General features: G+C 57.5%; 20 protein-coding genes. 17 read left to right on the top strand and 3 right to left on the bottom strand.

Annotated elements, in window-relative coordinates; genetic code table 11:
- Positions 1 to 36: 36 nt before the first annotated feature.
- From motA to HOC_RS13615, 7 genes are all read left to right on the top strand, one after another.
- Positions 37 to 903 (top strand): flagellar motor stator protein MotA, encoded by an 867-nt coding sequence (gene motA, locus HOC_RS13585; RefSeq protein WP_035539504.1) that lies wholly within the window; start codon positions 37 to 39, stop codon positions 901 to 903.
- A complete protein-coding gene (locus HOC_RS13590; RefSeq protein WP_035539506.1) occupies positions 900 to 2,663 on the top strand; it encodes a hypothetical protein in 1,764 nt (587 codons plus the stop codon). The genes motA and HOC_RS13590 overlap by 4 nt, the downstream gene beginning before the upstream one ends.
- The gene (locus HOC_RS13595; protein WP_035539507.1) at positions 2,663 to 3,376 is read left to right on the top strand and encodes a flagellar hook-basal body complex protein; all 714 of its coding nucleotides are present in this window, start codon (positions 2,663 to 2,665) and stop codon (positions 3,374 to 3,376) included. The genes HOC_RS13590 and HOC_RS13595 overlap by 1 nt, the downstream gene beginning before the upstream one ends.
- Positions 3,377 to 3,405: 29 nt before the next feature.
- Entirely contained in the window at positions 3,406 to 4,191 is a 786-nt protein-coding gene (flgG, locus tag HOC_RS13600; RefSeq protein ID WP_035539508.1) for a flagellar basal-body rod protein FlgG, read from the top strand.
- Positions 4,192 to 4,195: 4 nt separating this feature from the next.
- Positions 4,196 to 4,603, top strand: coding sequence for a flagellar basal body P-ring formation chaperone FlgA (gene flgA, locus HOC_RS13605; RefSeq protein WP_035539509.1), 408 nt, complete (start codon positions 4,196 to 4,198; stop codon positions 4,601 to 4,603).
- 80 nt (positions 4,604 to 4,683) lie between these two features.
- Complete coding sequence (locus HOC_RS13610; protein WP_241767026.1) at positions 4,684 to 5,295, top strand: flagellar basal body L-ring protein FlgH; 612 nt, start codon at positions 4,684 to 4,686, stop codon at positions 5,293 to 5,295.
- Positions 5,296 to 5,300: 5 nt separating this feature from the next.
- Complete coding sequence (locus HOC_RS13615) at positions 5,301 to 5,870, top strand: flagellar basal body-associated FliL family protein (protein ID WP_035539511.1); 570 nt, start codon at positions 5,301 to 5,303, stop codon at positions 5,868 to 5,870.
- Between the two features lie 30 nt (positions 5,871 to 5,900).
- Here HOC_RS13615 and HOC_RS13620 read toward each other — a convergent pair whose 3' ends face one another.
- Both HOC_RS13620 and fliK read right to left on the bottom strand, forming a co-directional pair.
- Entirely contained in the window at positions 5,901 to 6,467 is a 567-nt protein-coding gene (locus HOC_RS13620; RefSeq protein WP_051624883.1) for a flagellar hook assembly protein FlgD, read from the bottom strand.
- Between the two features lie 10 nt (positions 6,468 to 6,477).
- On the bottom strand, positions 6,478 to 7,932 hold the full coding sequence (fliK, locus tag HOC_RS13625; protein ID WP_035539512.1) for a flagellar hook-length control protein FliK: 1,455 nt from the start codon (positions 7,930 to 7,932) through the stop codon (positions 6,478 to 6,480).
- A gap of 117 nt (positions 7,933 to 8,049) precedes the next feature.
- On the opposite strand from fliK, the gene HOC_RS13630 reads away from it, so the two are divergent.
- The 6 genes from HOC_RS13630 to HOC_RS13655 all read left to right on the top strand — a co-directional run bounded on the left by HOC_RS13630 (position 8,050) and on the right by HOC_RS13655 (position 11,841).
- A complete protein-coding gene (locus tag HOC_RS13630) occupies positions 8,050 to 8,355 on the top strand; it encodes a hypothetical protein (protein ID WP_035539514.1) in 306 nt (101 codons plus the stop codon).
- 2 nt (positions 8,356 to 8,357) lie between these two features.
- Positions 8,358 to 8,738 (top strand): hypothetical protein, encoded by a 381-nt coding sequence (locus HOC_RS13635; protein WP_035539515.1) that lies wholly within the window; start codon positions 8,358 to 8,360, stop codon positions 8,736 to 8,738.
- A gap of 140 nt (positions 8,739 to 8,878) precedes the next feature.
- On the top strand, positions 8,879 to 10,123 hold the full coding sequence (locus HOC_RS13640) for a flagellin (protein WP_035539516.1): 1,245 nt from the start codon (positions 8,879 to 8,881) through the stop codon (positions 10,121 to 10,123).
- Between the two features lie 69 nt (positions 10,124 to 10,192).
- Positions 10,193 to 10,582: a flagellar biosynthesis regulator FlaF gene (gene flaF / locus HOC_RS21345; RefSeq protein ID WP_084146330.1), complete on the top strand. Its 390-nt coding sequence runs from the start codon at positions 10,193 to 10,195 to the stop codon at positions 10,580 to 10,582.
- Positions 10,582 to 11,010 carry a flagellar biosynthesis repressor FlbT gene (locus tag HOC_RS13650; RefSeq protein WP_035539517.1) on the top strand — a complete coding sequence of 143 codons (429 nt, stop codon included), beginning with the start codon at positions 10,582 to 10,584 and terminating at the stop codon, positions 11,008 to 11,010. Before flaF ends, HOC_RS13650 begins: the two co-directional genes overlap by 1 nt.
- Positions 11,011 to 11,013: 3 nt before the next feature.
- Positions 11,014 to 11,841: a DUF1217 domain-containing protein gene (locus HOC_RS13655; protein ID WP_035539519.1), complete on the top strand. Its 828-nt coding sequence runs from the start codon at positions 11,014 to 11,016 to the stop codon at positions 11,839 to 11,841.
- Here the strand turns inward: HOC_RS13655 and HOC_RS13660 are convergent, their stop codons facing one another.
- Entirely contained in the window at positions 11,842 to 13,173 is a 1,332-nt protein-coding gene (locus HOC_RS13660; protein WP_051624885.1) for a FliI/YscN family ATPase, read from the bottom strand. It lies immediately after the preceding gene.
- Between the two features lie 91 nt (positions 13,174 to 13,264).
- On the opposite strand from HOC_RS13660, the gene HOC_RS13665 reads away from it, so the two are divergent.
- From HOC_RS13665 to HOC_RS13680, 4 genes are read left to right on the top strand one after another with little or no spacing between them, the layout of a single operon-like run.
- Positions 13,265 to 13,621 carry a FlgB family protein gene (locus HOC_RS13665; protein ID WP_035539520.1) on the top strand — a complete coding sequence of 119 codons (357 nt, stop codon included), beginning with the start codon at positions 13,265 to 13,267 and terminating at the stop codon, positions 13,619 to 13,621.
- Between the two features lie 16 nt (positions 13,622 to 13,637).
- Positions 13,638 to 14,021, top strand: a complete 384-nt coding sequence (locus HOC_RS13670) for a flagellar basal body rod C-terminal domain-containing protein (RefSeq protein ID WP_051624886.1) — start codon at positions 13,638 to 13,640, stop codon at positions 14,019 to 14,021.
- Between the two features lie 17 nt (positions 14,022 to 14,038).
- Positions 14,039 to 14,335, top strand: coding sequence for a flagellar hook-basal body complex protein FliE (fliE, locus tag HOC_RS13675; RefSeq protein ID WP_034740109.1), 297 nt, complete (start codon positions 14,039 to 14,041; stop codon positions 14,333 to 14,335).
- Positions 14,336 to 14,350: 15 nt separating this feature from the next.
- Positions 14,351 to 14,614 (top strand): flagellar biosynthetic protein FliQ, encoded by a 264-nt coding sequence (locus tag HOC_RS13680; protein WP_034740111.1) that lies wholly within the window; start codon positions 14,351 to 14,353, stop codon positions 14,612 to 14,614.
- Positions 14,615 to 14,634 lie beyond the last annotated feature (20 nt).

Genomic DNA, 14,634 nt, shown 5'->3' on the forward strand with positions numbered 1-14,634 from the left:
ACCCGCGCCGTTCGCGCGGGGATAGGGAGTTCTGGGGTGAATACGATATTTGGATTGATCATAACCGTCGTTATGGTCTTCGGTGGTTACCTGCTTGCTGGCGGCAAGATGGGCATCATTACCCATGCGCTGCCATTCGAAGGCATGATGATCGGCGGTGCTGCACTGGGTGCATTCTTTGCCGGTAACGATATGAATACCGTCAAACATACCATGGGTGATGTCACGGCGGTTTTTACCGGCGCAAAGTGGAAGAAGACAGACTATCAGGACTTGCTCTGTCTGATGCACGAATTGCTGAACCTGATGAAGCAGAACCCGGTTGAGGTTGAATCCCACATCGAGGCGCCGGGCGAATCCAGCATCTTCACGAAGTACCCGAAAATTCTGAAGGACCATTCGGCCATCGAACTCGTTTGCGACACCATTCGCTCGATGATCATGAACTTTGACAATGTCCATCAGGTCGAAGAGCTCATGCAGAAGCAACTCGATCAGTTGGCTGAGGACAAGCTTCACGGATCACATGCGCTGCAGAACATGGCCGATGCCTTGCCTGCGCTCGGAATTGTTGCGGCTGTGCTTGGCGTGATCAAGACAATGGCCTCTATCGACAAGCCCCCTGAAATTCTTGGCGGCATGATCGGCGGCGCACTTGTCGGTACATTCCTCGGCGTGTTCCTCGCCTATGGCGTGGTTGGTCCCTTCGCGAAAAAAGTGAAGGATATCCGTGTTGAAGAGCATGCCTTCTACGCTATGATCGGTGAGATCCTTGTCTCCAACCTCCATCTCAACCCGGTCAATATCTGCGTAGAAGTTGCACGCAGACATGCGCCATCCCGCGTCCGCCCGACGTATGACGAGGTTGACCAGGCCATTCGAAACATGAAGCGCGCTGCATGACGCGCCTTCCCTGCATCCTGATGCTCAGCCTCTGCCTGGTTCCCCAGAGCCTTGCGCTTGAGCCGGATACAGGGACGCCGGACCGTACATCCCGGGAATCTGATCTTTCATCCAATCTGGAACTATTTGTTCAAGGTGCGATCCGAGAGGGTATACTGACGCCAAAGGGGCCTGCTTCCGTAGAGTCGCATGGCGAAGATGAAGGCTCGGATCATCAACCCGCCCAGCTTGTGAAGAAGCGCCCACCGGGTGCCTCGGTGCCAGACCGCGTGTATGATGCATGTGATGCGGGAGATGCCTTCGATTTCACGGACTACAAGGACGTAACCGAATACCAGCAGGTCTACACCGCACGCGAAACAGCCGGCCGTCATGTGGAAAACGCCACGCCCGCTTCGTCAGGCTATGAGTTGGCGAAAACATATATGGTTCTTGGCCTGTATTCCGAAGCGCAGATGGTGCTCAAGCTGACACCTGGCGCTGAAGCCACGGCTCTCGGTAAGCTGGCGGATCTCATGGAAAACCGCGGCGCACCGGATGTCGGTTTCTTCGCCCAAATGGTTTCCTGCAAGTCGGATACTGCCATATGGCTGGCGGCTGCGGAACTTGTCTCGGGTCGTGAGGCGGGTGCTGAACGATTGCAGGGCGCATTGTCCGAATTCCGGAAACTTCCATTACGTCTTCGCTCGGATGTTACATTGCTGAGCATTCCAAAGCTTGAAGAGCGCGGCAAAAGCGGCCTGGCGCAGAAGCTGATCGCTGACTTCGATGAAAACGACTTTCAGGATTCACCGCAGTTGCAGTTTGCGCGTGCGTTGATCCAGATGGATGGTGGGAATACGGAAGCGCAGAAAACCGTGTCCGGCTTCCTGCGCAAACCACGGTTCCAGGAAGCGGCGCTCGCCGCCATGCAGCGTCATGGAATACCGGTGGAGCCCGCCTATGAGGAAGTGTTGCTTGGCGACCTTATGCAGAAGTTTGGCTATATCAGCAGCGACAAGGAACTGGTCGCCAGTTTGCAATATGCGCTGAGAGAATTGAGCGCCCGATCCAGCTACAAACCCCTCATGAAGCTTGCGGCCCAGCCTGCCCTACAGAACCCGGAAGCCCAGACAGAGGTCAGACGGCAATTGGTGGCAAGCCTTCATCGGGACCTCGAAAGCAGCGAAAGCGTGCGCAATCTGGCGGCAATCGATGCGATGATCGAAGAGCCTGATTTTCTTGCAAACGAGCCAGACCGGAATGCGCTTTACAGCCTTGCCTCGGGACGAGCTGTCCAGCTGGGCTTTGCCGATCTCGCAAGCAAGCTGTCTAACGGCGTGTCTATGACAGAAGGCGTTGCGGCCGAGACCGCGGAGCTGGCGTTTCGCCGCCGCGAATATGAAACGGTCTTCGCACTCGCGACGAAATATATCGGCGACCCATCGCTCAACCTGCTCGCTGCGCGCAGCGCAATTCGTGCGCATGCGCCGGAGCGTTTGAGGGTTTATGAAGATCGCCTCGAGATCGCCCCTGACGTCATTCTGGCGCTTATCGAAGATGATGCGACCACGGGCGACTGGATCGTTTCGGAATGGGTCTACACGGCAGCGCGCATGCTGACTGGTGACGATCACAAGCGTCGTGTCGCGCTGGTTGCAGAACTGCGACGAGCCGCACGCAAAGGCGCTGTAACACAGACCAAAGTCTCTGTCGCTCAGGCGCCAGCCATATTCAACCGCGCCAGCGGATCTGCGGTGCCGGTAGGAGGAGGTAACTGATGTCCAATGCGATTTATGCCACGCTCGCACGCCAGCATGGCCTGATGCAGGAAATGCAGGTCGTGTCCAACAACCTCGCGAACTCGAGTACAACGGGCTACAAGACAGACCGCGCCATATTCGCCGAATTCATGGTGAGCACCGGATCGGACACATCGTCCCTGTCCATGGGTAGCCTTGCAGGCCACTCCTTCGAAATGGAGCAGGGCGGGCTCAAGGTCACAGGTGGTCAGTTCGACCTCGCGGTGCAAGGTGATGGATACTTCACGGTCGACACGCCGCAGGGTACGCGCCTTACGCGGGCTGGTCAGTTCCAGCTGGCGGCCAATGGCAATTTAATCGACATGAACGGCAGTAACGTCCTCAATGCGGGGGGTGGCCCGATCACGATACCCCCCGAGGCGACCAATCTGGTTATCTCCGTAGACGGTACAATTTCGGCCAATGGCTTGCAGATTGATCAGGTCGGGATAGTCGTTCCGGACGGCGAGCTTATGCGGGATTCGAATACCTATTTCTCGGCCAAGGACGGTTTTGCCGCTGCCAAGGATTTTGGCATCGTGCAAGGTGCGCTCGAGCAATCCAACGTTTCGCCAGTCCTTGAGGTCTCGCGCATGATCGAAGTGCAGCGTGCCTATGAGGCCGGGCAGGCCCTTTTAGAAACCGAAGACCAGCGCATAGGTCAGCTTATTTCAGCAGTGCGCGAACGCTAGGCCATGATGGCTAACGAGAGGAGACGGACATGAAGTCCCTACAGATTGCAGCAACGGGAATGGCGGCGCAGCAAATGCGTGTCGACGTTATCTCAAACAACATCGCCAACATGAGTACCTCGGCCTATCGGCCGCGTGTCGCTGAATTTTCGGACCTCATGTACCAGCAATATCTCACGCCTGGCACGATTACCTCGCAGGTGGGAACGGTCGTTCCGGCCGGCATCCAGATCGGTACCGGCGTACGGCCCTCAACCGTCTCCATGGAGATCACGCAGGGCACACTCAAGGAGACAGGCGGGGAGCTCGATGTTGCGATCGACGGTGTAGGATTCCTGGAGGTCACACTTCCCTCCGGCGACTCCGCTTATACGCGTGATGGCAAGCTGAACCGCAGTGCCGAGGGTGAGCTGGTGACCATGGATGGCTATCCACTCGCCGATGGCATCACAATACCCAATGATGCAACCCGCCTCTCGATCAGCCGTGATGGTGAAGTCGTCGCCTACTTTGCAAACGCTGCTGCAGGCCAGGCGATTGGCACGATCTCTTTGACGCGCTTTGTCAACGAGAAGGGACTTGAGGCGGTCGGCGACAACATGTTCCGCGAAACCGAGGCATCGGGCCCCCCCACCCAGGTCGTCGCTGGCACCGAAGGTGCTGGTTATATCCGTCAGGGCTTTATCGAGGATTCAGGTGTCGACGTGGTGAAAGAGATTTCCGAACTCATCGAAGCCCAGCGCGGATACGAACTGAATTCCAAAGTCATCACGGCATCAGACGAGATGCTCGCGGCCACAACACGGTTGAGGTAGCGTCATGACCATGCTCGCTGCACTCGGACTGGGCTTGCTCGCCACTGTGTTCGATTCTTCATCGCTTGTTGCCGCCGAAGTCATTCGCGCTGGTGACCGGGTCTCCCAGGCGAACGCCGTTACCGAAGAGGGAGATGTCGTCGAAAGTGCCGATCCACTTATGGGACGTGAAGTCCGGAGGACAGTCTATGTGGGCCAACCGATCACCGCGAACAATACGCGCGCGCCGATGGTCGTGAAGCGTAACCAGACCGTATCCGTCAAATATATCAGCGGTGCGCTTGAGATCACGACGACAGGTCGTGCGATGGGAGATGCGGCCGCAAACGAAACAGTCACGGTTCTGAATCAGGAATCCCGGCAACTCGTCCAGGGCGTGGTCCAAGAGAGTGGATGGGTGCTGGCACAATGAGAACGCTTATTTCTTCCACAGTTCTGGCAACTGCGATAACGGCATGCGCAAGTGCGCCGCCCCCCACTGCGGTTCCAGACATGTCATACGCCACCCAATGGAACATCCCTGTCGACCAAAGTGCGGACGGCACAAATCCGTCGCTTTGGGCCACATCGCCAAACGCTCTGCTCAGCATGCGCCGCGCCAAGGAGGTAGGTGACCTTCTCACGGTCGTCGTCGAGATGGATGATCAGGCAAGCCTGAAGAGCTCCCTGACGCGGAGTCGGGACTCCAGCGAAAACTTCGGCGTCGACGCTCTGTTCGGATTGCCTGAAGTCGTCAACCGGGCCTTGCCCGGTGCGGCCAGTCTGTCGCCGGCAGTAGACTATACGCGGAATTCAAATCTCAACGGTGCGGGCGCGGTGAATCGCGCGGAAAAGATTGCCTTCACGCTTGCTGCGCGTGTCGTCGGGCTTGAGCCTAATGGCAACCTCGTGATCCAGGGCTACCAGCAGACTCGTGTCGGTAACGAGGTCCGTTATCTGAGCGTCGCGGGTGTTATCCGCGCACAGGATATAACGCGCACGAATACAGTGTCCTATGAGAAGATTGCGGATGCCCAGCTTTCATATGTCAATGGAGGCGACACGACCGGGATGGGGGGACGCGGAGTCGTTCCCAGGATGATTGATAAGGTTCTGCCGTTCTAGGTGTCATGATGAAGAATATCATTCCCGCCATTATCGTCATCCTATGCATCGTCGCAGGCGGCATAGGTGGCAATTTCCTGAAGACGTCAGGCGGAGGAGCCTCGGCTGACGCGCCAAATCATGGCGCCAAGGAAGCGAAATCCTCGCATGGCGAAGAAGCCAAAAGTGGGCATGGCGCACCTGAGAAGAAGAAGGATTCGCATGCCAAGGATTCTCAAGAGAAGGACTCCCATGGCGGCGGAGCCTCATCGGGCGTGGATTATTTCAAATTCACGCGAGAGTTTGTTGTGCCTGTCATGCGCGACGCGCGCGTCGACAGCCTGGTCATCCTGAACATCAACCTTGAAGTCGATTCCAGTATCACATCAAAGCTCTTTTCGATGGAGCCCAAGATACGCGATAACATCATGACGACGCTGATCGGGCTCAGCAATGACGGGGAGACGCTGGAAGCCATTTCCAATATCGATAACTATGAGTCGATCCGCGCGACGGTTTTGATGAACCTGCAGAAGATCATCCCGACAGGCATCGAAAATGTCCTCATAGTTGATATGGCGAAGCAGGAACTCTAGCCGCTCAGGAAGTCCGTCGCGGCTTAAGCTCTAGCCTGCCGTTACGCGCGGCGCGACAGTTCCGGCATATTCATCGCTGATATAGATATCGACGCCGAATTTATAGTTGCCTGCAGCGGACGGCTCTTCACTTGTCTGGTTCTCTCCGTTCCAGGTAAACGTTTCCGTTCCCGCTTCCAGTTCCTTGGTCCAAACTGTCTTGCCGGTCTCATCCTTCACCGAGAGGATTGCTGTGTCTGCATTCTCAGGTATGTCGACGGCGAAGGGCAGGGGGTTGCCCGAGAACGGCTCCCATGTGGACTCAACCGAAACGGTTTGGCCGATCCACTGGCTCGCGGCGATGGCATAGAGCTCATCCATGCGCGCGGCGATCGTTTCGAGGCTCGTGTTGGATTTAACATCCTGCTCAAGTGATGAGAACGTGGCAAGCTGTTCCACAAACTGTGTGGAATCGAGGGGCGCGAGCGGATCCTGGTTGCGTAGCTGCGCTGTCAGCAGCTGAAGAAAGCTGTTGAACTCCGCGCCCGTTTCGGGCTGCGCTGTCGGTGCCGTTGGCACATTCGATGCGTAGGGCGTTGTCCCGTTCACTGTGGTCATGGGCTGTTCCTCAGAGTTTGATATTGAGCCCGGCGATGGATGTCGGCCGTGACTGAATGGTGTTTTGTGCAACCAGTTCCGGAAGCGCAGGCGATGTCGAACCGGATGTGTTCGGTTGGGATCGGCTCGGATCGCGGCCAGCTTGCTGGCCTGGGTCCTGCGGGGTCTGTTGTTGTTGATATGACATGTTCTCGCTCGACAGGCCCTGACGCTCGAGCGCATTCACGAGTTCAAAATGCATCAGCCGCAATTGCCGCATGGCTTCTGGCGTCTCGCCAACAATTGTTACGTGTTGCAGGCCATGGGCGTCGAACTTGAAGTCGAGAGACACGCGTCCGAGTTCGGGTGGATCGAGCTGAATATGTACGTGGTTCTTCTTTTCGTCGGGCGACGCCAGCGAGTCTGAGAGAATATCGACAACTTCTGCAGGGGTCGCGGACACGAGAGCGTTCGTTGGTGCCATAACAGGAGGAGCGGTCGGCGCAGCCGATTGCGTTGCGACCGGTGGAGGTGCGGCCGCCGTCATCGTCATGGCTGCCGTGTCAACGGATGCGGCCTTGTCTTGAGTTGCGACAGCTTTGGTGGCGCTGTTCTGTTCGGCGGAAAGTGCAGACAGCGCAGCCGCGTCGGGACCATCAACCTCCATCTCTGGCGCCTCGGCGCGCTGCTTATCGCCGTGTCTCACTTTTGTGTCAGGCGTCGCCTCGGCAGTTCGGGGCGTGTGGGCGGCGGCTGGTGCTGCTCCAGCTTTCTCTGATCGGGGTACGGGCGTGTCTGCCACCTTGGTCGCCGCCACCTGCGCGACGCCGACTGTGGTCATATTCGCGGCGGGCGGCGTATCGGGGACGGTGTCTGCTGCGACTGGCTGAAGGGGCTCCGGGGTTTGCCCTGAGGCCTCAGCTTGCTGAGGCTGATTGCCAGGCAGTGTCGCCTGCGGCGAGGCTGCCATACTGGCATTTGTGGCAACCTTGTCGGATGACTTGGAGAGCTCACCGTCGGCCTGAGGTGAAGCCGTGACCGGTGCAGGGGAGGGGGCAAGATTGGGCGTTGGCGCCGAGCTCATCGCGGCGGCCTGCTGTGGATCAGTGGCCATCGATGCTTTATCCGCATCGTCGCCATCAGCCAAAATCAGCTCCGCGTCTCCCTCTGCGGCAATGCCGTCAACGCGAATGTCGCTTTTGACGTCGAGAGGCGTTTCCAAACCTGCAGTCTCATCCGGCTCCGGCACTTCTGCGGGGGCCTGTTGATCCATGAGAATGGAGGCGGCTCCAGACCGGTCAGGCGAAACTATTATAAGCTGTTTCGGCGCATCACTCTCAGGCGCTTCAGTCTCGGCGCTTGCGAGCGACCGTGCGAATTCTGCGCCGGAGCCAGCCTCCTTGGCTGTATCGCGGTTGCGCGAATTGGTTTCACCCGGACCGGTTTGCCGACGTACGGTGAAGTCCGTTTCGAGAAGGAATGTCATCGCGGGTCCGCTCTGGCTAGCATTAACCAAATTAAAACCAAGCCGCGTAAAAAGTAGGTTAATAATTCAAATGATTTTATTCACAGTTTGATCAGTAATCTGAATGCGGAATTTTAAATGACGGACCCGATAGGTATCCAGCTGGGAGGCATCGCGTCTCAAACGCCGATCAACCGGACGCCCGTCCAGAAGGGTATGTCTGAAGCGGAGAGTATCGGGCAGAAGTTCGAGCAAATGCTCTGGGCGGAGATGCTGTCGCATGCGGGCCTGGAAAAAGCTTTCTCCCAGGGGGGAGGTGAAGCGGCCTCCGCATTTTCGCGCTACATGGTTGAGTCTGTGGCCAAGGACCTCGCGGCAAGCCATCCCATGGGGCTTGCGGCATCGGTCGAGACCGAGCTGACCACCACAAAACGGAGTGAATAGACGTGCCGGCAGATTCCATCCGCGATAGGGCAACGCGCCTGCAGAACATACTCGCAATCGAGAAGGACATGCTCCTCTCTGGCCGCGCCCGTGATGCCATTTCCCTTATGGATGAGAAGCTCGATGCCATCACGTCGCTGGAAACCGCTCTGGCAAACCCTGAGATGCGCGCCATGATCGATGATCACCAGAGCATCCTGCAATCTATTGCAATCTCTGCAAAAGAGAATGCTGCGCACTTCGTTGCGGTTCGTAACGGGCTCCGGCATGCGATCGACCGACTTCAGTCCCTCCACGCAAGTGCCTATGTGGGTTCTTATGGCCGGGATGGTGGAAAAGTTCCTTTTGCGGAAGTTACCGGACGCTTCCACAGAAAGGCCTGACTGGTTAACCCAATTTACACACAAGGACCCTATCAGTGGTTGGACTGACCAAAGAATGGTTAGGTGATTTTCACTGTCAGGACGACGCGTGTTTGATCAATTCACGAGATGCTCGTGGAAAAAAACTGAGGTAACATACTGTGTCCAGTATTCTGACAAATAATAGCGCCATGGTTGCGCTCGATACGCTGCGCAACATCAACAAAAATCTTGCGTCCGTACAAAACGAAATCTCGACCGGCAAGAAAGTGTCGTCCGCCAAGGATAACGCGGCCATCTGGGCCATCTCGACCGTGATGTCGACCGATGTCGAAAGCTTCAAGACAATTTCCGACTCGCTGAACCTCGGTTCATCGACGGTTGGCGTTGCCCGTTCGGCCGCCGAAGCTGTCACCGAAAACCTTCAGTCCATCAAGAACCTGATCGTTTCGGCTCAACAGAGCAACGTTGACCGCGACAAGATCCAGGCTGATATCGATGAACTGACCAAAGGCATCCAGACCAGCGTTTCCGGTGCCCAGTTTAACGGCCTGAACCTGCTTGATGGCAGCTCATCGGCTGATGTTGACTTCCTTGCTTCGCTTGATCGCTCTTCGAGCGGTACGGTTTCGGCATCCTATATCAGCGTCGGTCGTCAGGACCTGTCGCTGAGCAACTCTGCCACTGCCGCTACTTTCGGTACGACGGCAAACGCTGATCAGACGATCATTGCTTCCGGTGTCAACTCTGGCACGGCAACAACGGCTGCTGCTGGTGGCACGCTCGACATCGACATCGCGTCGGTTGCTGATGGCTACAGCTATCGCATCCTTCTGAACGACTCCGCTACCAATAACTCACTTGGTCAGCGTACGTTTGAATACGTTGCGGGTTCTTCGGACAGTGCTGACTCGGTTGCTGCAAATCTGGCCAACCAGATTTCCACATACCTCTCGGCAACAGGTGAGACGAACTACTCTGTCTCGCGTACGGACGGCACGATCACGATCGCCAACGCTTCTGGTGCGGCACTTGCCGTCACAGCGACAGCGACAACGGGCGGTACCGCCGGTACGTCGACGGGTGGCCTTGGCAACCTGGCCACGATCGATGTCACGACGGATGCAGGCGCAACGGCCGCTCTGACAGCCATCGAAGGCCTTCTGCAAACGTCGATCGACGCTGCATCGGCTCTCGGTTCGTCGCAGAAACGCATCGAGAACCAGGGCGAGTTCGTGAACAACCTGGTCGACGCAATGACGACAGGTATCGGTGGTTTGACCGATGCCGACATGGAAGCAGCTTCGGCTCGCCTCCAGGCGCTTCAGGTTCAGCAGCAACTCGGTGTTCAGGCGCTTTCGATCGCCAACTCGGCACCGCAGCAGCTTCTGTCGCTGTTCCGCTAATACGACTATCCGACCCGGGCGTGGGACGCGCCCGGGTCACCCCATTACTAAGGTGTTCAGGAGGGCGCTTTGCAACATTTGGCATTCAGGGCTTACGGCGAAGTCCAACAGCGTACCGCCGGTCCCAAAGAGATCGAGTTATCTCTCTTCCGCCAGATTACCGAAGCGCTCGAGGCTGTTGCGGCAGTCGAGACGCCCCCGCTGGAAGCATGGGCCGACGCGCTCTATCGCAATCAGCAGCTCTGGACCATTGTCGCAACAGATCTGGTCAATCCGGACAACACACTTCCCGAAGAAACCAAGCGCAACCTTGTCTCGCTTTCCCAGTTCGTTCGCCAATGCAGCAATCGCGTGCTGGCCGGAAACGACGGAATTGCTGATCTTATCGATATCAACAAAAGCATCATCGCCGGCCTTTCGGGCATTCCTGTCTCGACAGTGACAGAGGAGGCTGCCTGATGTCCGGTCTTGTCCTGAAAATTGCCCCGGGAGAGCGCTTCATCGTTAACGGTGCTGTGCTCGAGAATGGCGACAAGCCGGCGCGCATCCGCATTGCCGATGGCGATGCGCGTGTTTTGCGCTGCCGCGACGCCCTGTTGCCGGAAGACGTCAACACGCCGGTCAAGCAGGTCTACTATGCCGTACAGCTGCTGATCACCGGTGACCTGAAAGAGGCAGATACGCTGCCCGCAATTGATGATGCCTGCTCAAAACTGCTCGATGTCTTCCGCGTGATCGATCCTGAGATGGTGCCGATGCTCCGCTCAATGATCAGTCGTGGAAATTACTATTCTGCGCTCTGCCACATGCGCCAGATGCTGATTCTGGAAGGCCAATTGCTGGCGCGCGCCGGTTCATCCGCCTCCTCGGACACGAAGGTCGCTTAACCTATGTTCCAGCCCGTCATTCCCCTCAGTGGAAACAGCGGATGGAAGTTTCTGGAAGCGACCTATGACCGCCAGCTGAAGTCCTATACCGACTCGCCTCAAGTGAAGATGGATCGTGACTATCTGATCGAAAAGTTCTCAGAGCCCGTCGCTGTTGAGGATTTTCTCAAGGACACGCGGCTCCTGCGTGTCTCGCTCACAGCCTTTGATCTTGGCGGCGAAGAATGGAAGCGCGGTTTCATCGATAAGGTGCTGAGCGAAGTATCTGATCCTGACAGTACATTCCTTACCAGGCTGAATAATCCGAAGTACACCGCCTTCGCAAATGCGATGAAGCCCGTGGATGGTAAGATCACCCTGACGCCAGCGGCGGTTTCGGCCATGGCGACGCAGTACGAGTCAGCTGCGTTTGAGGCTGCGGTCGGCGAGGTCGATGATAACATGCGCATCAGCCTCAACTACAAGTCTGAAATCGGCAGCATCGTCGGCTCCAGCTCGAGTGAATCGGCCAAGATCTATCGCATGTTGGCCAACGTGCCCGTGCGCACCTTGCTTGAAGGTGCGATGAATCTTCCTTCAGATATCCGTAAGCTGCCTATCGAGCGCCAGGCTGACATCTTCAAGGAGCGGCTCCAGAGCACGTTCGGTATCAGAGATGTGTCGGAGCTTTCCTCGCCGGAAATCATCGACAAGGCGATCCAGAGATTCCATGTCATGCAATCGATCAACGAGGGCATATCAAACTACTCGCCTGCTGCCGCAGCCCTGACGCTATTGGGCAATGGTCTCGGCAGCCAGGGCAGCCAGAACCTGTTTCTCAGCCTGCTCTGATCAGGATGGCACGGCCTGTACCGGGGCCGCTTGAGTTTCCACTGAAAGGATGTTGCGCAATTGCGCAAATGCATCGCTGATCCCGGCGGTGCTGCGTGTGGCGGCATAGCCATCAAGCGCCTGAAATAATCCGATCGCGCGGTCCGCTTCAGCATCCTTGCCGGGCTCGTAAAGGTTCGCCCGCAACATCGGCGATACTTCCTCATACAAGGCCAACATTCTGCGGGCGTCGCGGATCAGTATATTCTCATCATCGGTCGCCGCATGCGGCAGGCTGCGCGACACGCTGCGCAAGATGTCGATGGCCGGATAGCGGCCGCGCTCGGCAATCTCGCGCGAGAGGATGATATGCCCATCCAGAATGCCGCGGATCATGTCTGCGACAGGCTCTTCCATGTCGGATCCCGCAACGAGCACTGAATAGATCGCCGTAATGTCGCCCTTGCCGTCCGTACCGGGACCAGTCCGCTCGGCCAGTTCGGCGATCACCCGCACAGTCGATGGCGGAAAGGCGTTGAGCGCTGGTGTCTCGCCGGCGAGCAGGGCGGTTTCGCGATGCGCTTCCGCGAACCGTGTGATGGAATCGAACAGGAACAGCACATTGCGTCCCTGATCGCGGAAATGCTCGGCAGCGGCCATGGCGCAATAGGCCGCGCGCTTCTTGGCGCCGGGCGGTTCGCTCGCCGTTGCCGCCACCACGACCGTCTTCGACATGATCGCGGCCGGCAAGATATTGCGGACAAACTCGTTCACTTCACGGCTGCGTTCGCCGATCAGCGCGATCACCACGACATCCGCCTCCATGCCGCCCGCGAGTGACCCCAGAAATGTGGACTTGCCCACGCCTGAGCCGGCAAACAGGCCAAGCCGCTGCCCGCGGCAGATCGGCAGCATCGTGTCGGTCACCATCCAGCCTGAATCCAGGCGACGACCTATGCCGCGCCGTTCATGGGCGGGCAGGGCGGCTGCATGCAGCCGCCGTCCTATGGAAGGGCCGTGGGAGAGCGATTCGCCCTGTCCTGTAATGTCTCCGCGATAGTTAATGATCTGTCCGAGCCAATGGTCGCCCGGATTGACCCTGGCTTCCTGCTCGATCTGCACGGCATCCCCGATGCGGATGGCATCGCAAGGCGAAAAGAGCAGGGCCGTGACACTATCTCCGGAGACGTTGAGGATCTCTCCGAGAACACTAAAGCCCGGTTTTTCTATGACAATTTCATTTCCGACCCCGGCGAGTTCGCTTACGCCGGCAACTTTTATCATACCGGGTGCCACATCGGTGACGGTGCCCCATAGACGATAGAGATGAAGTGAGGTGGGGGAAACCTGCATGGGGAGCGCTCAGAACCTTCATCCTAAATTAACGGTTTCCTTAATATAGATTACCAAATCTTGTGATGGGGTTAACCAAAAGGGGCAGGTCATGATTTCAGAACTTCCCATGTTCCAGATCCTGAGCGCCATGGCCCGCCATGCGGCGGAGAGCCAGAAGGTGAGCGCGACCAATATCGCGCATGCCGACCAGCCGGGATACAAGGCCGCTCAGATTGAATCCTTCGACACCTTTCTTGATCGTGTCCGCATGGGCACCGAATCCGGTGGCCTGAACGGAAGCTTCCGCACAGAGGCCGCTGACACGCCCGCCGCGCCCAATGGGAATACGGTCAGCCTCGAGCAGGAATTGTTCAATTCAGCCGACGCCATGGGCCAGCACCAGATGGCCCTGACGGTCTATACCAAATCGCTCGACCTGCTTCGCACCGCTATCGGCAAGAGATGAGTAAGGAGGAACAGACATGAATCCCCTCAAGGCAGTCATGCAACAAGCCGTCGCCGGCATGGGTCTCGAATCGCGCCGTATCACGGTCGCGGCCGAGAACATCTCCAACGTCGACACGCCCGGATACCAGAAAAAACTTCTCGCCATGCAGCCCCAGATCGGCGGCGCAGACTCGTTTGCGGCGATGAAGGAAATTCTCGATGAGACGCCCGGCGAGCGCGACTACCAGCCCTCCCACCCGATGGCTGACCAGGACGGTTACGTCACCATGTCGAATGTATCGCTGGTCATGGAAATGGCTGACATGCGCGAAGCCAACCGAACCTATGAAGCCAACTTGAACGCGTTCCAGCAGGCGCGTTCCATGTATTCCTCGCTGCTCGATATCCTGCGTCGCTAGGGAGGCGATCGACACCCATGTCTACAGTCAGTTTCAACGCCTATACAGCGCTCAACACAACCCGGCCCGCCGATGGCGCGCAGTCTGCCGGCAAGGCCGATGCGGCCAAGAACCCTGTCGCAGAAGGCATTTCCGATTTCCGAACGGCGATGCAGCAGGCGGAACAGTCCACCATGCAGACCGCTGTTGCGGGCGCCGACCCGCACGCGATGGTGGCTGCCCTGGCCAATGCCGAGCTGATGCTGGATGCAGCTGTCACCATTCGGGACAAGGTTGTCGAGGCATACCAGGAACTTCTGCGGATGCCTGTCTAGGCGTGGGAGTAGGCCGTGTCGGAAGCTGAAGTCTTCGAGGTCTTGCGGGCCCACATATGGGCAGCCGCGATGATGGCCATGCCTATTCTTGTTGCCACACTGATTGTGGGTTTTGCGATTGGCCTTCTCCAGGCGCTGACATCCATTCAGGAAATCACCCTGACATTCATCCCGAAGATTCTCGTCGTCGTGATCGTGTTTTTTCTTTCGCTCGGATACATGACCAGGATCTGCCTTGACCTGTTCAACAATTCGGTACTGCCGCTGATTGCCCGATAGGTCCCATAGTGCACACTTCC

Origin of the sequence: Hyphomonas oceanitis SCH89 (assembly GCF_000685295.1) — a bacterium.
Taxonomy (GTDB): Bacteria; Pseudomonadota; Alphaproteobacteria; order Caulobacterales; family Hyphomonadaceae; genus Hyphomonas; species Hyphomonas oceanitis.